The sequence below is a fragment of the Rufibacter sp. XAAS-G3-1 genome, from assembly GCF_013623775.1.
Taxonomy (GTDB): domain Bacteria; phylum Bacteroidota; class Bacteroidia; order Cytophagales; family Hymenobacteraceae; genus Nibribacter.
This window is the reverse complement of record NZ_JABFAM010000018.1, coordinates 85054-104949: the sequence shown is the minus strand read 5'-3', so window position 1 is coordinate 104949 and position 19896 is coordinate 85054. Positions and strand designations below refer to the sequence as shown.

Below are 19896 nucleotides of genomic sequence, written 5' to 3'. Positions count from 1 at the left end.
GCTTTGCCCTAGTTATGAGCAATGGCCCGATGCCTGATGGGGAAGCCCTGGAATTTATGCAGAAGTATGTAGACGGAGAGTGGACCCTGCGGCAAGCATTGGATGAGCTGGCGAAGTACCACGGTCTGGATTCTCCAAGTCCGGAACCTGAACCAGCAAGCATGACATTGGCCGTTCCCGAGGAAACGGCCAATTCTGTTTCAGAAGTGCCTGATCCTGAGGAAGAGTATTGGAACACAAAAATGTCTGTTGACCAGGATTTCAATAGGAAGGTATCATCTAAAGGAAATTCTGAGGCAAGCTTACCCGACCTTTTTAAAGATAGGGCAGAGGGGGAGAAGAATCATTAACTTTTACAATTGCAGCCATGGCAAAGTATGACGGCTTCAGCGATGAGAACGGGGTTCTACTTAACCATAAGGGTATCAGGAACAGAGAAGCCTTGGCGCGTCTGGAGAATAAGTTTGCCGGTTTCGGTGCGGCCATCCTGAAGGAGGAGGGAGGCATACCCGGGAAGTTTGACCAGGAGCATTTTCAGAAGATCCATAAGGAGCTCTTCCAAAAGGTCTATCCATGGGCTGGGGAGACCAGAGCAAACAGGGGAGGCTTCCAAGGTGTAAAAGATACTGTAGTCAATCTAGTGCCCCAGGAAATGAGGTACGCCCCTTTCAAAGAGATTGAAACGCGGCTGGGGACTATCAGTCAGCAACTCCAGCAGGAAAACAACCTGAAAGGATTGAGTACAGAAAAATTCATTGAGCGCGCCGCCTATTATCTGGATCAGTACAATCATGTTCACCCCTTTCGGGAAGGTAACGGTAGAACCCTTCAAGCCGCTCTTACTCAATTAGGAAAAGAAGCCGGGTATGACATTGACTTTAACCGGGCAGATCCTGCCAAATATAATGAAGCCAGAAATTTTGCAATTGTAAAACCACACGCTCTTCAGGAGGCACATAAAAACTTAGTCCCACTAAAGGAGTTCCTGCAAGAAATCACCACTCCGTTGCCTGGTATTGAAGCCGAGAAAGCTAGGACAGAAAGAATTCCCAGAACTCCGGAGCCCTCGGCCGCCATGAAGCGTATTGAAGCGTTACGGGAGTTGGAGGTAACCGGTAACCGAATAGCGGACCGGTGGGACATTGCGGTGAAGCAGCAAGTGAAAAGCATCGTGGAAGAACCCAGGAGCCTGAAGAACTACGAAAAGGGTTTACGCACGATTGGTACCTCTATCTTAGAAGGTGGGGCGAAACCTGAGCATTACCTCTATCAGGATGCCGAGCGACTTACAAAAGCGATAGATCAGGTGAAATATATTGCCGCCGGAAAGGAGATTCCTGCTTCAAAGGTGCCTTCACCAGCGCAACCACTCCCAAGTGATTTGCCGAAGAACCACTCGGAAGCAAAAGACCTTTTTCTGAAAGCTTCGGCCATCCTAAGCTTAGAGTTGAAAGCCTATGGGAAAGAGACGGAAGGGGAAAGGTTGAAAGAAGTGGCGGCATTCGTTTCCAAAGTGCCTTATGTGGGAGGGGTGAACAAAGCGCATGTCAAAAATGCCTTAATGGCCTCAACTGCAATTCCAGGCTTAAGGGGAGAAGGACCAGCGAGTGATATTTTAAAGGCCGTAAGTGTTTTAGAAAAGCCAGAGCGGGGTAGGGGCTACGTGTCCAAAGAACTAACCCAAGAAAGGGAAATGGGCGGGTAGTAATCCAAATTTTAAAGAAAGTATAGATCAGTTGTTCAAAGAGAGCCCAGACAGCTTTTGCATTACCTGGGCATTGTAGAAAAGGCGACCCTCAATAGTGAAGGCATTTGTATTGTCTTTCCTTTCCAGAACCTCCCAAATTTCTTCATAGGGGATTTTAATGCGGAATTTCTCTTCGGGCTGGTTTCGGTTCAGGAGTACATCACAAATTACCCCATCCTCTACTAACTCCACATTCCATGCTGCTTCCTGATGGAAATAGATACAGGCCATATACCAGCGTTCAGAAGTCTCTTCTCCTAAAGGAAAGTGCTCGTAATAATTGGCATTGACCATATAATGCTTGGTGGGGTCTGCTAGGCCAGATATTACCTGTTGAAGTGCTTCTAGTAGGCTTGAATTTAGAATTTCTTGAGGTTCCTGCATATTGGTAGCTACTGTTCTTTTTCAATGGTTAAAAGACTTTGATATTCTGCTAAATCCTCGGCATCCATCTGTTGCTGAATATACTCTTCTAACCCCACATCGTTTTTCTCATTCACGTACCGTGACGCGGTTCGCAAAGAACCTACAGAACACTAGGCTCCAGAAATCAGCGAGTATTCTCCATACTGATACAATTAGACAGCAAGAGTCCGAGCAGATTTCGGAGGAGGTTACCAGCAAGGTTGAGTTAAAGATTCAAAGCCAGACATTCGCTACCAAAAAAGCTGCATTGGAATGGCTGAAACAGGAAGGCTAAGAGTGGGTATTGCTTTCTAATTTTATTAGAATAAGTGAAAAAGTAAAAGTCCTTTAGTGCCTTTATATGCTTCTAGCGGATAATCTTAAGCTTTGGCCGTGCTACCTCGTTTTCCTGGTATCGGGTTTTAAAATCTTCCAATTGTAAAGACAGCAGCTGCGCCAACTCTTCTTCTGAATACCCTAAATCATTTAAATGGGCATCCACCAGTTCTTGCAACAGAATAGGGGGCTCCGGTGCGGGATCCAGTTCTTTGGGTTCCTTTGTCCGGTATCCCAAAGCGCTCATTTGCTGCCATAGGTACCGGTACTGGTTTTCGGTAATCAGGCGCAGTGTTTTAGCCCGGATAATAAGGGCTGCCATGGACACTTTCCAGTATCTTTTCAAATCTGCCAACCTGGCAATATCCACCTTTCCCAAGTGGGATTTAATTTCCGCAGCGGGCATCAGGAACTCAGCCGCAAAAGCATATGCTTCCGCTTCCACGTCCCGGTTTTCTGCAATGGGTTGCCCCAGGTGCAGCAGAATGTGGCCTAATTCATGGGCAATTGTCAAGCGCTGCCGGTCAGTTGGTATGTTGCGGTTGTAGAATATGATAGGATGGTTAGTATCGGTAAAGATGTTCAGACCATCCATCTTAGGTGAGTCAAAATCAATAGGTACCACCAGAATTCCCTTGTCTTCCACCAGCTTCGTTATATTCTCTACTCTCCCTTTCGGTAGACGCCAGTATTCCCGCAAGTATGTAGCGCACTTTTCCGGAGAGCCATGTTCCTCTACTTCCCATTTTGGCAATTGTAAATCAGGTATATCAACTGAGTTCAGCAGTTTCTCCAGGTTGATTTTGCTGATATTCATAGTGGCATCAGCCTTGGCCAAGTCCTTCTTGGTAAACACAGTTCGTTTCCGATAATGCACCAGACTCGGGTTATACAGCTGATTCTGCTGGAAGAAGAAACTTGCCGGATACGCCAATTCAGCACTTAATATATTCAGCAGTTCTTCTGATACGTTCTGAAGCCCATTTTCAATCTTAGACAGGGTGCCCTGTTTGATGCACATTTTCTCAGCCAGCTCTTTTTGGGTTACCCCACGCGATTCACGAGCTAAAATGACCATGTTAGGGTTCACCTTACCTAGGAAAAGCATATTCGTTTCCATCATTTAACCTATCCTTCTATTGTCTTGTCTGCTTGTGGTTTCTTCTTTATAGTCACCCTTCTTTCTGCAATAGGAACTACTGTTGCGCCGGTCTCGGTGTAGAATGGTATTTCCGGTTGTTCCTGACCTAATCGGGTCCGTAAATCTATATTCCATATAACGGAATTGAAGGGCCGGTAAACCAGATTGATGGAGCCAATGCTGTCAATGGCTTCGCGGTTAGAGGAGTACCCCGCATAAATGCAGGGGATGTTCTCAAAGCCCTCAAAACTGTTCTGGTAGTTCAAATCCTCCGTCCGCTTCGTCGCATTATTGGTGCTGGGTGACAGATCAGCGTTAAGCTTGTTGAACCGGATGAAGAGTTTACCCCTTAGTAAGATGCCGAAAGGGTCATTGCGCAAAGGATTTATGATAACTTCCGGGTCACCTGAAAAAGCTTCCTCGGCATAGATGCACATAAAGTTGTTGACCATCACGGATTTCGCTAATGGTGACCAGCTTGTGTATTTCTCCCGGATCTCTGAGTGAGTTGCCTCCAGCCGTTTCACATCAGCCATCGCCTTCTCAACAATAGAAACAAATTTTTCAAAATAAGGGAGCAGATATCCGGTTGCTTCTTCCTGAGGTAAAAGTTTCTTCATAGTCTTCCATCTTTAAAACAAAGATAAAGATGAATTTGTAAAATAAAAGAAAAATATTCCAATAATTTTTTATCGTCTTTAAAAATATTCCTTTGTAAAAAATGCTGTAAGGAGTGAAATGAATAAGTACTTTCTTTCCCAACTGCCCTCATTTAACTTTTAGAACATCTTCCATCTTCTCCTAATATATCTCAGAATAGGATTTAATCCGTTTATGATTAAAACTTGCAATCCAATTGCATTTTATTTTTACTAGTTTTGCAGCAGATGAAATGGTTTTCTCTTCTTCTAAGTGTTTTCATGATAGTGATATCATGTATTCCTTGTGCTGATGCAGCACCAAGAAGGGTAGATACGGTTGCACAAACCAGCATCAACATAAACACGGATTCAGAAGACCATTCCCCGGTTGCCGATTTATGTTCCCCCTTGTGTATTTGCAATTGCTGCGCCGGTTTCGCGTTGCAGGCCATCACCCAGAAACCAAGCCCTTTCATTGTTAAGGTAACCACCCCGGTACCGGTTTACCGGGTAGCCGGTGTTCCCACCCTTTCTTTTTCCATTTGGCAACCGCCAAGGCTTTAAGTCAAATTTGTTATTACCTGCTCTGTGAAGTTCCGCTAAGGAAGCTTTACCCTTTCTTCTATGCCTATCTTCAGCTTGAGGCTGTTTATGGGTATTAGTTACGGTTGGCAGGAGAATTCCAGATCTTTGATTTAACGCCATTCAATATGCTTGACCGCATTATCCATTTTTCAATCTACAATAAGCTCATTATAGGAATATTCACCTTGGGGCTTATTGTCTGGGGTGTCTATTCCCTCACGCAACTGCCTATTGATGCCGTGCCTGACATCACCAACAACCAGGTACAGGTTATCACCACCAGCCCGTCGCTGGCCGCCCAGGAGGTGGAGCGGCTAATCAGTTACCCGGTGGAGCAGACCATGGCCACCATTTCTGAGGTAGACGAGGTACGTTCTATCTCCCGTTTCGGCCTTTCGGTGGTGACCATTGTTTTCAAAGAGGATGTTGATATCTATTGGGCGCGGCAGCAGGTGAATGAGCGGCTTTCTGAAGCCAGCGGGAAAATCCCGCCGGGAGTGGGAAGTCCTGAAATGTCCCCTATCTCCACCGGACTGGGGGAGATATATCAGTACGTGGTACACCCAAAGCCAGGCTACGAGAAAAAGTATTCTGCCATGGAACTGCGCACCATCCAAGACTGGATAGTGCGGCGGCAACTGCTCGGTACGCCAGGCGTGGCGGAGGTAAACAGTTTCGGTGGGTTTCTGAAGCAGTACGAAGTAGCCCTTGACCCAGACAGGCTAAAAGCCCACAACCTGAGCATTACCGATGTGCTGGAGGCCCTGGAGCGGAATAACGGGAACACCGGAGGAGCCTACATCGACAAAAAGCCCAATGCTTACTTTGTCCGGAGCGAGGGCCTGATAGAGAGCCTGGATGAAATAAAGAAAATAGTGGTCAGCAGCACCTCCAACGGCACGCCTGTTCTCATCGGTGATATTGCCGAGGTCCAATTCGGGAGTGCCAACCGTTACGGTGCGCTCACCAACATAAAAGGAGAAGCGGTAGGCGGCATTGTGATGCTGCTAAAAGGCGAGAACACCAACCAGGTAGTGGAGCGGGTAAAAGTGCGAATGGACCAAATACGGCAATCGCTACCCGAGGGTGTGGAAATAGAAGCTTTCCTGGACCGGAGTGACTTGATTGGCAGGGCCATGGACACCGTGACGACCAACCTGATAGAGGGAGCCCTGATTGTCATTTTTGTGCTAGTGCTTTTTCTGGGTAATCTCCGGGCGGGGCTGGTGGTGGCCTCCGTTATTCCGCTGGCCATGCTTTTTGCCATTATCATGATGAACCTTTTCGGGGTAACCGGCAATCTTATGAGCCTAGGGGCCATTGACTTCGGCCTTATCGTGGACGGAGCGGTGATCATTGTGGAAGCGACCATGCATCACCTGGTTTTCCGGGGCGGGGGTCGATTAACCCAAGACCAGATGAACGAAGAAGTGTACGATTCCGCCCGCAAAATCAGGACATCCGCCGCTTTCGGAGAAATCATTATCCTGATTGTATACCTGCCTATTCTTGTGCTGGTGGGTATTGAAGGTAAGATGTTCCGCCCTATGGCATTGACCGTCTCCTTCGCCATTCTGGGTGCTTTCCTGCTCTCGCTCACCTACGTCCCTATGATGTCGGCGCTGATTCTGAGCAAGAACACCACCCACAAGCGGAATATCTCAGACCGAATGATGGACTTCTTTCAGCGCATGTACAACCCGCTCATAAAGGGTGCTTTGAGTATGAAAGCCGTGGTCATCATTGCTGCCGTGGTCCTTTTCAGCCTCAGCCTGGTGATTTTCTCCCGCATGGGCAGCGAGTTTATTCCCATGCTGGAAGAGGGAGATTTTGCCCTGGAGACTCGTTTGCTCACTGGTAGCTCCCTTTCGGAAACCATAGAGAAAGTGTCACTAGCCTCAAAGATACTTAAGGAGAAATTTCCGGAGGTAAAGGAGGTCATCAGCAAAATTGGGGCAGCCGAGATTCCCACTGACCCGATGCCCATGGAATCTGCCGATGTCACCATTCTCTTGAAGGATAAGGATGAATGGACCAGTGCCGACACGCGGGAGGAGCTGGCCGAAAAAATGACGGAAGCCCTGGAAACTATCCCAGGAGTTACCTTCGGGGTATCTCAGCCCATCCAGCTTAGGTCCAATGAACTAATTTCGGGGGTACGCCAGGATGTGGGCATCAAGATTTTCGGGGAGGACCTAAAGGAACTTACCCGGCTATCAAAGGAAGTGGGCATGGTCGTGGCAGAGGTGGAGGGAGCCGAAGACCTGTACTTGGAGCAGGTTTCCGGCCTGCCGCAGATTGTGGTAGATATCAACCGCAGTCAGATCGCCAAGTTCGGGCTGGATGTGGAAACGGTGAACCAAGCCCTCAACGCCGCTTTTGCCGGGCAAGGCGCCGGGATGGTGTATGAGGGAGACCGCCGGTTTGAGTTGGTGGTACGTTTGGCGCAAGAACAAAGAAAAGATATTGCCAGCGTCCGGCAATTGTATGTCACGGCCCCAAATGGCGTGCAGGTCCCCCTGGAGCAGCTCGCCGACATAGAGTACCGGCAGGGGCCCAACCAGATTCAGCGGGAAGATGCACAACGGCGTATCATCGTGGGCTTTAACGTGCGGGGCCGCGACATTGCCAGTGTGGTGGAGGAAGTTCAGCAGAAAATAGGCCAGCAGGTACAGCTACCTACAGGCTATTTCATGACTTACGGGGGCCAGTTTGAGAATTTGCAGGAAGCCAACAAGCGTCTTTCGGTGGCCGTACCGGCCGCCCTGGCGCTAATCTTCCTTTTGCTGTTCTTTACCTTCGGCTCCATCCGGCACTCTTTGCTCATCTTCACCGCCATCCCGCTGTCTGCCATTGGGGGGGTGCTGGCACTGTGGCTTAGGGGAATGCCCTTCAGCATCTCAGCTGGGGTCGGATTCATTGCCCTGTTCGGGGTAGCTGTTTTAAATGGCATTGTATTGATTGCTGAGTTTAACCGGCAACGGAAGGAAGAGGGAATTCAGGACTTAAAACAGGTAGTGCTGAACGGCACCGCCGTGCGATTACGTCCGGTTTTGATGACGGCTGCCGTGGCCTCGTTGGGGTTTCTGCCCATGGCCCTTTCTAACTCAGCAGGGGCTGAGGTTCAGAAGCCATTGGCCACGGTTGTGATTGGCGGGCTGGTGACCTCCACTTTGCTCACTTTAGTGGTATTGCCCGTCCTTTATATTTTGATTGAAAACTACTTTATGAAAAAGAGGACTAATCAGCGGGAGGGGGGTGGAATACCGGCTGCCTTGTCAATATTTATCCTTATCATAGCTGCCTTGGCAGTGAGTTCCACTCCATTACAAGCCCAGCAGCAGCCAGCTAAAGTTTATTCCCTGGAAGAGGCGGTGAACCGGGCCCTTGAGATGAACCCTTCCGTAGAGGCGGTGAGACTCAGTATCAGGCGGAGCCAGAGCCTCCAAGGCTCTGCCTATGATGTTGAGAAAACCCAGGTACAATTCTCCACCGGCAAACTGGAATCAGGTAAGTATGACAATGAGGTATCCGTCACGCAGTCCCTGCCCTTTCCGACGGTCTATGCCAGGCAGGCAAAACTGGCGGAAGCACAGGTGGAGGTAAGCAAAATAAACCTGACCCAACGCCAGCGGGAAATTGTACGGGATGTAAGGTTGAATTACTACGGGTTGGTATATACGCTCTCCCAATTGCAATTGCTCTCCTATCAGGATAGTCTGTATTCCCAGTTTCTCAGGGCAGCCCAGGTACGCCTCAGAACCGGGGAAACCAACCTGCTGGAAAAAGTGACGGCAGAAACCCAACTGGCGGAGACAGAGAACAATGTGTTTCAGGCTAAAGCCGACTGGGCGGTATTCCAGGCCCGTCTGCAAGCCTTACTGGTAACCGACAGTTTAGTGGCTCCGGCTGACACCACTCTGAACCGATTGTCCATGCCGTTGAATTCCGGGCAATTGCTGGAACAGAATCCGGGAGTGCTATTGGCAAGGCAGCAAGTAGCGGTACGCGAGGCAGAAGCCGGTCTGGAGCGGGCAAAACTGCTTCCTGACCTTAAAATGGGCTACACCAACCGGACATTGGGAGGGGGCAGTAGCGAAATAGGCGGAGGCGTAGATATGGAGGCACCCCACGAAGTGATGGTGGGCGTAGGCATCCCGCTTTGGACGAGGCCACAGAAAAAACGTATTGAGGCGGCAAACTTGCAGACGCAAATAGCCCAGCAGAATCTGCAACACCTCCAGAACGAATTGGAGGCCCAAGTGGCGGAGGCCCATCAGAAGGCCCTTAAATTTCAGGCGAGCGTCAGGTACTTTGAGCAAACCGCCTTGCCCCAGGCGCAACTCATCATTGCCCAAGCCACCAAGGCCTACCGGGCCGGTGAGATAAACTACCAGGAGTATCTCCTGAACCTGCAAAGGGCGTTGGCCATACGGGCAAATTACCTGGAGGCACTCTATAATTATGACCAGGCAGTCATTGAACTACAATTCATCACAGATAACAAACAGTAGCCTTCTCAGGCTTTATCTAAATACCATGAAAATAATAAACCCTATATACCTGCTTTCCCTCCTAAGCCTTCTGCTTTTCTCCTCCTGCGGGAAAGAATCCGAGCCGGCACATGAAACCGGGGAGGCAAAGGCGGAAGAACAGCACGAGGAAGACCCGCAGGCAGCGGAGCTGACCCAGGAACAATACCGTGTCGCGGGCATCACCTTGGGAAAGCCACAGATGCGCAACCTGGGCAACATTCTGACCTTAACCGGAAAACTGGACCTGCCGCCGCAGAACATGGCCTCCGTGAGCGCCCCTTTGGGCGGGTATGTGAAAAGCACGGAGCTGCTGGAGGGGATGCGCGTCCGGAAAGGACAGCAAATCGCGAGTATCGAAAACCCCGAGTTCGTGATGTTGCAGCAGGAATACCTGGAGGCTAAAAGCAGCCTTGCCTTTTTAGAGCAGGACTTCCAGAGGCAGAAGGAACTTTCCCAGGAGCAGGTTACCTCCGCCAAGGCATACCAAAAGGCCACCGCTGAGTACAGGGCTGCCAAGTCCCAGGTAGAGGCGTTGGGCGAGCGGCTCAGGATAATTGGCATTGTTCCGTCTTCCCTGCGGGAGGGTAAAATCAGGCGCATCCTTCCCCTCTATGCTCCCATAGACGGGTACGTCACCTATATCAACGCCAATGTTGGGCAATTCGTGAACCCCACGGATGTGCTGTTCCGGATAGCCGATACTGACCATTTGCACGTGGAGCTGACGGTGTTCGAGAAAGACGTGGCCGCCCTTAAGAAAGGGCAGAAGGTGCGTTATTCCCTTCCCAACGAGACGGTAGCGCAGCACGAGGCCACTATCTACCTGATAGGAAAGGAAATCAGTGAAGAGCGCACCGTGCGGGTGCATGCCCACATGGAAGAGGAAGACAAAAACCTGGTACCGGGACTGTACGTGCAGGCCCAGGTAGCGTTGGATGGCCGTGAGGTATTGGCACTTCCTGAGGAAGCCGTGGTTCAGGATAACGGGCAGAACTTTGTTTTCCTGTACACCGGCCAGGAGAAGGAAGGCGAGGCGGTCATGAAGAAGTTTCGCATGGTTCCGGTTGAAAAAGGCGCGGAGGCCGAGAACTTCGTACAGGTGGCACTTCCCGCAGGTATTGATACCACTAGCGCAAACTTTGTAACCAAAGGAGCCTATTCCCTGCTGGCGAAGATGCGGAACTCAGAACATGAAGGCGGCCATTAATTTCTACCGAAATGCTACAGGACCTGGATAAAACTTTGCATCAAAAAGGAGTAAGGCCAACTGCCATGCGCTTACTGGTGCTGGACTACCTATTAAAGCAATCGGCCGCGGTCAGCCTCAGTGACCTGGAGACTTATTTTCTCCGGGCCGACCGGATAACCCTGTACCGCTCCTTGAAAACGTTTGAGGAGAAAGGCCTGGTGCATAGCATAGACGATGGCAGCGGGGCGGTGAAATACGCCCTTTGCCCAGATAGTTGCAACCCACAGGAACATCACGACCTGCACGTGCATTTTTTTTGTAACCAGTGCCAGGAGACTCTATGCCTCCCGTCCACCCGTATCCCTGAGGTTACCCTGCCGACCGGTTTTAAAACGGAGGAAGTCAACTTGGTGGTGAAAGGCATCTGTAGTACATGCGGCGGCTGATTTGCAATGCAATTGCAGGGTGCGCAGCTCTATCTTTGTTTTAAAGGAAAAAGTTATCATGAAACTCAACTGGAACATGCCAAAAAAGCTACGGCCTTTTTACCGGCAAGAAATAAACACCTATCATGAAAGTATGCTGAAGGGGGACCTGCAACATGCTTGGGTTCATCTGGAACGGGCCCATATTCTGGGGCAACCCTATCCCTTTGAGCATACCGCCGTACACTTTAAGATGCTCCTGTTTGGGGTACGAACGCGGAATGGGAAGGAGATAATAGGGCAGATTCCCCGGCTATTGGTAGGTGGCATAAAATCCTGGGCAGGAAAAATACCGGTGGGCAATACCGGCGGGGCCAATGTGCCCCCTTTTAAATCGATGCCCATCCCATCTGATTTGCAGACTATCATACGGCAGGCAAATTCTAACTTGTAAGCGTAGAACTATGAAGGAAAATGTTGAAAATAACCCTAGCGCCCCATTGAAACCAATGGAGATCACCTCTCCCCGGACCGCTGAACAACCAGGGCCAACCAAAACTGAAGTGACTGATGGCACAAAGGAGGAAGACCATGACCATGACGGTGCCTCTTATGTGCCTACCATTATCAGCTTGATTTTATTACTTACCGGTATTGGTCTTGATTTTTTTGATGTAGAATGGTTTGCAGGCTCCTTGCGGTTAGCTGTATTTGGTATTGCCTATTTATTGGTAGGGGGCAAAGTCCTTGTGCATGCCGCCAAGAACATAGCGAGGGGCGAAGTCTTCAATGAGTTCTTTCTGATGGGAATCGCCACGCTGGGGGCATTTTACATCGGTGAGTATGCCGAAGGCGTGGCGGTGATGCTGTTCTATGTCATCGGGGAGCATTTTCAGGAAGCAGCCGTGGCCAGGTCACGCAAATCCATAAAGGCTCTAATAGATAACCGGCCAGAGATAGTAGGCTTGGTGCAGCAGGGCCAGGTAACCCCCATTAACCCGCAGCAGGTTAAAGTTGGCGATGTCATTGAAGTGAAGCCCGGCGAAAAGGTAGCCTTGGATGGCACCCTGCTCACCGACCGCTCTTCTTTCAACACGGCGGCGCTTACCGGTGAATCAAAGCCAGATACCAAATCCAAAGGGGAGAAGGTACTGGCCGGCATGATTAACCTGGACCAGGTCATCCAACTACAGGTAACCTCAAAGTACGAGGACAGTGCCCTTTCCAAGATTCTGCAATTGGTGGAGCAGGCCAGCAGCCGCAAGGCCAAAACCCAGCAATTCATTACCCGCTTTGCCAAAGTCTATACACCGGTGGTGGTGTTCATGGCTGTTGCGCTTGCTGTTGTTCCGTACTTTTTTGTGGCGGACTATGAGTTCAACGACTGGCTTTACCGGGCTTTGATTTTTCTGGTGATTTCCTGCCCCTGTGCGCTCGTTATCTCTATTCCCCTGGGTTATTTCGGGGGCATAGGGGCTGCCTCCAAAAACGGTATCCTGTTCAAAGGCTCCAATTACCTCGATTTGATGACCAAGGTGGATACGGTGGTGATGGACAAGACCGGGACTATGACCGAGGGCGTGTTCAAGGTGCAGGAGGTGGTGGTCAACGGTTGGGACGAAACTGAGTTTCTCAACCTTACGGCGGCTTTGGAAAGCAAGTCCACGCACCCCATCGCCCTGGCGGTGGTGGCCCATGTCGGAAACAGCTTTCAGCAGAAAAGCATAGCAGATATGGAAGAGATTTCCGGCCACGGCCTGAAAGGATTAGTTGACGGAAAAGCTCTCTTAGTGGGAAATGGAAAGCTGCTGAAGAAATTCAACGTGGCCTACCCGGCCCAGGTTGATGCCATTGTGGAGAGTATCGTGCTGGTGGCCATCAATGGGCAGTACGCAGGGCATATCACTATAGCAGACAAGATAAAGGAAGATTCCAAGTCAGCTATTGAGCAGCTACACGCATTGGGTGTCAAAAACATTGTGATGCTGTCCGGTGATAAAGACAGTATTGTGCAGAAAGTAGCCGAAACCCTACAGATTGACCAGGCATTCGGGGGGTTGCTGCCTCAGGACAAAGTGACCAAGGTGGAGGCCTTGAAAAAAGAAGGAAAAAATGTAGCCTTCGTGGGCGATGGCATCAATGATGCGCCAGTCATCGCGCTGGCAGATGTGGGCATAGCCATGGGTGGCCTTGGATCTGATGCGGCCATCGAAACCGCTGACGTGGTGATTCAGAACGACCAGCCTTCCAAAATCGCCACGGCTATTAATATTGGGAAGAGTACGAACCGGGTAGTCTGGCAGAACATTGGCTTGGCTTTCGGGGTGAAGGCGTTAGTACTGGCTTTCGGTGCCTTTGGCGTGGCCTCTATGTGGGAAGCCGTATTTGCAGATGTGGGGGTAGCTTTTCTGGCTATCTTGAATGCAATTAGGATTCAGCGGATGAAGTTTTGACAAAAATAATCATGTACATGCCTATTATTCTTTGGGCATGTACATGATTAAAAAAAACAGCAAGCCATAGTTTTAATGTTATAGACTCCTAGGCTTTTTAGATGGAAGCAACCGTCTATGTGTGCTTCTATCTAAAATTATTTTGACTCCCCAGGCCTATGTTTATGGGGTTTCAAATCTGGATGTTTAGGTTTCGTTTCTGGAGTAACACGCCTTCTCTCATCTGGCGTTCCATCTTGTTTTTTTGGCTTTGGCCCTGGTTTGATCGCTTCAATTATGTTCATGACATAAAAAAATTAAAATGTGAAAAGGCGCATGATTTGAAATCGGTTTATGCAATCTAAGGAATATTTGGTTAATCTACTTTCGCTGATGTCGGGATGGCTTCCTTAGTTATTTTAAACGCGATCAGAAATCAACGGATGAAATTTTTAGATTTATATACTTCCCATTATTTCCTGGGCATGTAAAGTATCAGGCACACCCCCAGTAAGGCTATTAATGCGCCAATAATATCATAGCGGTCTGGCTTAAAGCCGTCCACTTTCCAAGCCCATACCAAGGCCATCACTATGAAAACGCCGCCATAGGCAGCATACACCCTCCCGAAGCTGGCTGTCTGCCAGGTAGCCACTACCCCGTACATAGCCAGAATAATACTGCCCAGTATGCCATACCACAAGGGTTTATCTTCCTTCAGCCAAAGCCAAACCAGATAACCCCCACCGATTTCACAAAGCCCGGCCAGGAAAAAAATACATAGTGATTTGATTATTTCCATAGTGGGTGAAGGTAGTCATTTCGAATATTTCTTTTGATTACTAGATTTGAATTCATAGCCTTCAAATCTAGTAATCAAAAGAAAAGCGGTTGTTTTATCGTACTTTCGGTTTAAAAACATTTCGCTGATGAATATTGATTTAATCAACCAAATTAAGCGGTTGGCCATCATCGCCCTTGCTTCTGACGATGAACTCATCGAGAACATTGTTCTGAAAGGTGGCAATGCCATTGATATTGTTTACCATGATAGCAGTTCAATCTCCAGAACTTCCTATGACCTGGACTTCTCCATAGATCATGGTGATTTTAAAGAGGAAGAGGGAATCATCAGCAAGCGGATAGCAAGCACCTTGGTGAAGACCTTCGCGGAAAATGGAATGGTTGTTTTTGATTATACTTTTCTCCCCAGGCCCAAAGTCGTGAAGGAAGCAGTGGCGGATTTTTGGGGAGGTTACCAAGTTACGTTCAAGGTGCTGGACCAGAAAACCTACGATACCCATCAGGGGAATTTAGAGCACCAGCGTCGAATCGCTGTTCCGTTAAGCGCAGGGCGCTCCACTACTTTTGAGTTGGAGTTCAGCAAGTTCGAGTATGTCGCAAAAAAGGCCCAGACGAAGGTGGACGGTTATACAATTTATGTCTACACACCGGAAATGATTGTCTTTGAGAAGTTACGGGCCATTTGCCAGCAATTACCGCAGTACTCGGAAATTATTAAATCGCGTACCGCCCGCGCCAGGGCACGTGACTTCTATGATATTCACCTGATTATGGAATCGCATGGCATTGATGCGACCACCGAGGAAAATAAAGAACTGATTGCGAATATTTTCGAGGCCAAGCGTGTGCCTCTTTCTTTTATACAGGAGATAGCCAATCACAAAGCCATCCATAAAGATAACTGGGAAAGCGTGAAAGATACGGTGGCCCGTTCGGAAGAGTTGGAGAGCTTCGATTTCTACTTTGACTACGTGGTCAGCACGTTCCAAGGGATTACATTCCCTTAGGGAAATATAGCTGCCAGTCTTCCGAGAAATCCTTTTCCTCCATATCATAGGTGAGATAGAATCGGAACTCTTTCTTCCGGCTGCGCAGCTCGTCCAGTTTTCTGCCGGTATAGCCTGCCCGTTCCAGGTAGAACCCAACAGCTTGGTGATAAGGGTAGATAAAATCGAGGTTGTCTAACGTTGCCACCAGTTTGTTCAGGGAAATACTGGCTAGGGCGTTCTGGTAAGCTTCTAATACCGAATACACCCCACCAGCATAGCTTGGTCGCACCGTAATATCAATCAGGGTTCGCTCCAGGCTGGTTACTGGTATGTTTTCTATCAAATGAACCCCGGTTCTGCCCGTGTACATGCCATTAAGAATAAGAAAGGAGTAATCACCATACATGGCTTCGGTGACTGCTTTCCGTTGTGGCTTGGAGAAAGCCGCATCAATGCCCTCTTGTTTCAGTTGGCGGTTACCGTCCGGTTTCTTGCTTTGCTCAAAGGTGATATAAATGGTTTTGGGTACCTGCGTAGTCAGGCTATTCAGAAACATGGCGCTGTAATGGGACAGATAAGATTTGTTAATCAAAGACACCGCTATCTCCAGCTCATTGGCATCCTGGGTGATATACCGCTCCTTCTTGTTGATGTAGCCGTCAAACAGGATTTCAATCTTGGTGAGGATTCCCCTTTTCTGCAGCTGCTCAATAAACCTGAGGTCTGTGGTGGTAACCGGCAGGTTCCAAGCAGCTTTCCTTTCCTCGAAAATCCCACTAAGTTGCTGGCGGGAGAAGACTTTGCGGGGATTCTGTTTGAAGAAAGACTTGATACTACTTTCAGCAATAACAAAGCGGGACTTACTTGGCATGGCTGCGTTGAAGGTATGTCAGACGGAAAGTATATATACTTTCCGTAAAGTTAATCCTTTAGAAGGATAAATGCAACAGCAATCTTTTAACGTTGAAAGGAAATAAGAGAGAGTTGAAAATAGCAATGAGTATATAAAGTATATATACTTTATATACGCAAAGTTAAACGTTTTGTTTGAAATAAGCAAGTGAAAAATATAAGATATAGACCAAAACGAATGGGCAGTTAAAGGAGTATGAAACAATTTAGTTCCACATGCGTAAAGTATATATACTTTACGAAAAGTTAAATACCTTCTTATTTAAAGTCAAGGTTATTGTCATAAACTTTGCAATACGAGCTTGTTTATTTGCCACTAATTTAATGTAAAAAACTGATAATCATAGTCTTATAATTTGCGATATGTTAAACAGCAAACGGTCTGTTTTGCTTCACACATCGTTTCGTCTCCAGCCGCGAGTGATGCAATGTCCCTACAGCCGTAGTTGACAAGGAGAGCCAAAGTGTTACCTTTGTGACCGTTCACCTTACCGGATTCTTCATGTCACAGGACCAATTCTCTGAAATCACTACGTTCATCCAACAAGCCAGAAGCAGTGCCCTGAGAGCCGTCAACACAGAGCTGATCAATCTGTACTGGCAGGTGGGGGAGTACATCAGCAGGCGGATCGCCACCGCCAGTTGGGGCGAGAAAACAGTCGATGAGTTGGCCGCCTACTTAAAACGAAACCACCCGGAGCTGAAAGGCTTCAACCGGAGGGGGCTGTACCGTATGAAGCAATTCTATGACACCTACTCCACAAGCGCTTTAGCGCCATCGCCAGGACCGCAGGCACCGACAGCCGGGGAGCAGGAGCCTCAAATTGTGTCATCGCCAATGACACAATTAGGGTCAAGCAGCCTGAGCGGCAGTGAGCTGGCCAAAGTAAGCTGGACTCATCACCTGGTGCTGCTGTCACGGGCCAGAACGGAGGAGGAACGGGAGTTTTACCTGCGCCTCTGCATTCAGGAGAAGTACAGTGTCAAGCAGCTGGAAAGGCAGATCAACAGCGGCGTGTTCGAAAGGGTGATGCTGGGGAACCATAGCCAGCCGCCGGCGATCAAGGGACTGGACCAGGAGGTGGTGAATATCTTTAAGGACAGCTATGTCTTTGAGTTTCTGAACCTGCCGGAGCCGCACAGTGAGGGGGTGCTTCAAAAAGCGTTGATCGCCCAGATGAGGAGCTTCATTCTGGAGCTGGGCAGGGACTTTTTGTTTGTGGGGGAAGAGTACAGGCTTCAGGTCGGGAATAGCGATTTCTATATAGACCTGCTTTTCTATCACCGGGGTTTGCAGTGCCTGGTCGCCTTTGAGCTGAAGGCCGACAAGTTCAAGCCGGAGCATCTGGGGCAGCTTAACTTTTACCTGGAGGCGCTGGACCGGGACGTGAAGAAGTCGAACGAGAACCCCAGCATCGGCATCCTACTCTGTAAAGACAGGGACACAGAAGTGGTCGAGTACGCCCTGAGCAGGAACCTATCCCCGGCCTTGGTGGCCGAGTACAGGACCCAGCTGCCAAATAAGGAGCTGCTCCAGCAAAAACTGCATATGCTGTTTGAGGCAAACCAAGAAGGCAGTGAATTATAGCCAAGTGGCCTGCTTCCTCTAATTCCTCGGTGACTTTGTTTTACATAAAAGATGTTATAGAATTCCTAAAATTGCGCTTTAAAAGCACAGTCAAAATTGAAGGGTTAATTATAAAAGAAAAGGCTCCTCATCCCGAGGAGCCTTTTCTTTTATATAATCGCTAAGGCAGGCCTATATTAGGCCATTGGCCTTTTGGCGGTGAATCTCCCGTAGTGGTTACAGGCAGAGCTTGTGATTTTATTCTTTCTTCTTGTCTTCAACAGATTCAATCACAATAGCTTTATTCATCATTTTTAACAACGGTGAGTCAGAGGCGTAGGGCACTTTTCCTGATGGAACTACTTTGGATGACTCGGCTAAGTGAACTTCTTGGTCATCAAAAAATATGTGCGCGTCGAAGGCTTTGAGAACATTGTCTTTTGAAAGGCCACCCAAGAAATAAGCCTCATCCACATAAACGCCCCACTTCCTTAAAGTTTTTATTACACGCATGTGCGAAGGCGCATTCCTTGCTGTCACAATTGCTATTCTCAAGGGCGATAGTTCAACTGTGGTGGGCAACTCATCCTGAATTTTAGAAAGTTTGATCAATAACTTCGCAAATGGTCCTTCTCCTAAGGGTTCATTTTCATGATCACTCTCATACTTATGAAATGCCTCCATACCTTCTGTCTTATACCGATGTTCAGACTCGTCTGAAAAAAGAACTGCATCAGCATCAAAAGCAATTTTCACGCGATTGTCTGTCGGCTTGAATTCAGTTGGTGGCTCATAAATGAATGCGGCAGCGGACTTTTTAGAATCTATAACTGCTTGAACATCTTTTGTGTCCTTACTCAGGAACAAATCAATGTCAAAGGCGTCAATGTAAGGTGCTAAGGGTTCGCCTCCGCTAAAAGCCATTCTTGTGATGTCCAGTTCGTATTTGCGGACAGAATTCATAATACGAACACCGGTTTCCGGACTATTTCTTGACATTACAACAACTTCAACGATTCGCTTTCTTGCATCCTGATTAAGATACAGTAAACTCTGAACCAAATGGAAAGCTGTTCCTGGTTCTAATGACTGGTCTTCATGTTCCTGCTGGTATTTTCTATAACCTGAAATTCCTTGTGAATTAAAGATTTCATTTTCCTTTTCTAGGTTAAACAGAGCTCTGCTCGATACTCCGACTACTAGTATTTCGGAAAGATTTAATGCCATGTTTATTTTTTCGCTATAAATGTTTTAAAATTGATTGTTCTGCTCATAGCTACTGGAGGCATTAGGGCAGCACATCCTAGCTGTTGCTATTGCATATTTACATAGCAGAATAGTATAGTTTATAACTGCTAGCAATGAAGCCTCATTGATAATACCTTCTTTCTACTTTACATATTGATCCTGCTCTGTTTTGCGCAGCAAGCCCAGACCATGAAGCGTTTGCAGCAGGCTGTCGATTTGCTGCAGACGCTGCGGCTGCTGCAACTTGGCTATGGGTTTGAACTGGTGCAGCAAGTCTTCAGCTGTGGCCGGGCGCTCGTGCAGTTGCAGAGCGCGTTGTACGGCTTGTGCCTGTTCCGAGAGCGTTTTTGGCCAGGCCGGCACCTCTTTGGCGGTGGCTTTTATAGTTTTAGCTTTTGCTTCTATGCCCATGTCGGCTTGCTGGGCGCCTTGCGGGTTCTGGTAGGCGGGGCGGAGCCAGCGGATGTGGCCGCGTGCTTCTTCGGCGGCGCGTTCCTTGTTCAGGGCCACGAGGCGCTCGAGTATGGCCTCTTCAGGCAAATTGTTAGGCCAGCCATAGGCGGCGGCAACGGCGGCATCCAGCTCCTGGTGCAGCTGCAAGAGTATACTTACCAGCCCTTGTTCGTGGGTTTTCTGCTCTTTGGCGTTCAGCGCCTCACCCGACCGCAGTTTTTCGAGCACGTTATACATGTCGGTGATGGTGAGCGTGGGGTGCTGCGCCTGCCGCTGCTTGCGGTGCGCGTCCAGCTGCTCGGCTATACCTCGAATCTGCTCCTGCTGCGCTTCGGTTGGGGTAGGGAAGGGGAAGGGCTGAAAGCAACGTGTGCTATTGTAACGAGAGTCATTCCCAACACCAAGTCTTCCTCCTGCTACTGATGACCAAGCTGTATGAATTTCACTTGATAATACCCCTAAAAACAAACTGTCATCAAGGCTTATT

The 19896-nt window shown here is 48.5% G+C and carries 17 protein-coding genes; 10 read left to right on the top strand and 7 right to left on the bottom strand.

Annotated elements, in window-relative coordinates; all coding sequences use genetic code 11:
- Together HHO50_RS17965 and HHO50_RS17960 are read left to right on the top strand one after the other, a co-directional pair.
- Positions 1 to 350: hypothetical protein (locus tag HHO50_RS17965; protein ID WP_219921579.1), on the top strand; the 350-nt coding region annotated here is incomplete at its 5' end.
- 17 nt (positions 351 to 367) lie between these two features.
- Positions 368 to 1705 (top strand): Fic family protein, encoded by a 1338-nt coding sequence (locus HHO50_RS17960; protein WP_181308061.1) that lies wholly within the window; start codon positions 368 to 370, stop codon positions 1703 to 1705.
- 27 nt (positions 1706 to 1732) lie between these two features.
- Here the strand turns inward: HHO50_RS17960 and HHO50_RS17955 are convergent, their stop codons facing one another.
- From HHO50_RS17955 to HHO50_RS17945, 3 genes are all read right to left on the bottom strand, one after another.
- Entirely contained in the window at positions 1733 to 2131 is a 399-nt protein-coding gene (locus tag HHO50_RS17955) for a hypothetical protein (RefSeq protein WP_181308059.1), read from the bottom strand.
- A gap of 388 nt (positions 2132 to 2519) precedes the next feature.
- On the bottom strand, positions 2520 to 3566 hold the full coding sequence (locus HHO50_RS17950; RefSeq protein ID WP_181308056.1) for an ImmA/IrrE family metallo-endopeptidase: 1047 nt from the start codon (positions 3564 to 3566) through the stop codon (positions 2520 to 2522).
- A gap of 50 nt (positions 3567 to 3616) precedes the next feature.
- Entirely contained in the window at positions 3617 to 4249 is a 633-nt protein-coding gene (locus tag HHO50_RS17945; protein WP_181308047.1) for a hypothetical protein, read from the bottom strand.
- Between the two features lie 267 nt (positions 4250 to 4516).
- Between HHO50_RS17945 and HHO50_RS21600 the strand changes: the two genes are divergently transcribed.
- The 6 genes from HHO50_RS21600 to HHO50_RS17915 all read left to right on the top strand — a co-directional run bounded on the left by HHO50_RS21600 (position 4517) and on the right by HHO50_RS17915 (position 13457).
- The gene (locus HHO50_RS21600) at positions 4517 to 4834 is read left to right on the top strand and encodes a DUF6660 family protein (RefSeq protein WP_370457636.1); all 318 of its coding nucleotides are present in this window, start codon (positions 4517 to 4519) and stop codon (positions 4832 to 4834) included.
- Positions 4835 to 4980: 146 nt separating this feature from the next.
- Positions 4981 to 9369, top strand: a complete 4389-nt coding sequence (locus tag HHO50_RS17935; protein ID WP_181308043.1) for a CusA/CzcA family heavy metal efflux RND transporter — start codon at positions 4981 to 4983, stop codon at positions 9367 to 9369.
- Positions 9370 to 9394: 25 nt separating this feature from the next.
- Positions 9395 to 10597, top strand: a complete 1203-nt coding sequence (locus HHO50_RS17930; RefSeq protein ID WP_181308041.1) for an efflux RND transporter periplasmic adaptor subunit — start codon at positions 9395 to 9397, stop codon at positions 10595 to 10597.
- A gap of 11 nt (positions 10598 to 10608) precedes the next feature.
- Complete coding sequence (locus tag HHO50_RS17925; RefSeq protein ID WP_181308039.1) at positions 10609 to 11025, top strand: Fur family transcriptional regulator; 417 nt, start codon at positions 10609 to 10611, stop codon at positions 11023 to 11025.
- A gap of 58 nt (positions 11026 to 11083) precedes the next feature.
- Positions 11084 to 11458 carry a DUF3703 domain-containing protein gene (locus HHO50_RS17920; protein WP_181308038.1) on the top strand — a complete coding sequence of 125 codons (375 nt, stop codon included), beginning with the start codon at positions 11084 to 11086 and terminating at the stop codon, positions 11456 to 11458.
- 55 nt (positions 11459 to 11513) lie between these two features.
- The gene (locus HHO50_RS17915; RefSeq protein WP_370457634.1) at positions 11514 to 13457 is read left to right on the top strand and encodes a heavy metal translocating P-type ATPase; all 1944 of its coding nucleotides are present in this window, start codon (positions 11514 to 11516) and stop codon (positions 13455 to 13457) included.
- A gap of 451 nt (positions 13458 to 13908) precedes the next feature.
- Here the strand turns inward: HHO50_RS17915 and HHO50_RS17910 are convergent, their stop codons facing one another.
- The gene (locus HHO50_RS17910; protein WP_181308034.1) at positions 13909 to 14238 is read right to left on the bottom strand and encodes a YnfA family protein; all 330 of its coding nucleotides are present in this window, start codon (positions 14236 to 14238) and stop codon (positions 13909 to 13911) included.
- A 127-nt stretch (positions 14239 to 14365) separates the two neighbouring features.
- On the opposite strand from HHO50_RS17910, the gene HHO50_RS17905 reads away from it, so the two are divergent.
- Positions 14366 to 15247, top strand: a complete 882-nt coding sequence (locus HHO50_RS17905; RefSeq protein WP_181308032.1) for a nucleotidyl transferase AbiEii/AbiGii toxin family protein — start codon at positions 14366 to 14368, stop codon at positions 15245 to 15247.
- Here HHO50_RS17905 and HHO50_RS17900 read toward each other — a convergent pair.
- Complete coding sequence (locus HHO50_RS17900; RefSeq protein ID WP_181308030.1) at positions 15234 to 16100, bottom strand: hypothetical protein; 867 nt, start codon at positions 16098 to 16100, stop codon at positions 15234 to 15236. The two genes, HHO50_RS17905 and HHO50_RS17900, sit on opposite strands and share 14 nt — an antisense overlap.
- Before the next feature lie 543 nt (positions 16101 to 16643).
- On the opposite strand from HHO50_RS17900, the gene HHO50_RS17895 reads away from it, so the two are divergent.
- Positions 16644 to 17729: a YhcG family protein gene (locus HHO50_RS17895; RefSeq protein ID WP_116544965.1), complete on the top strand. Its 1086-nt coding sequence runs from the start codon at positions 16644 to 16646 to the stop codon at positions 17727 to 17729.
- Positions 17730 to 17966: 237 nt separating this feature from the next.
- On the opposite strand, the gene HHO50_RS17890 is transcribed toward HHO50_RS17895, so the two are convergent.
- Together HHO50_RS17890 and HHO50_RS17885 are read right to left on the bottom strand one after the other, a co-directional pair.
- Positions 17967 to 18935 (bottom strand): 5'-nucleotidase, encoded by a 969-nt coding sequence (locus HHO50_RS17890; RefSeq protein ID WP_181308028.1) that lies wholly within the window; start codon positions 18933 to 18935, stop codon positions 17967 to 17969.
- 162 nt (positions 18936 to 19097) lie between these two features.
- Positions 19098 to 19895 (bottom strand): hypothetical protein, encoded by a 798-nt coding sequence (locus tag HHO50_RS17885; protein ID WP_370457635.1) that lies wholly within the window; start codon positions 19893 to 19895, stop codon positions 19098 to 19100.
- Position 19896 lies beyond the last annotated feature (1 nt).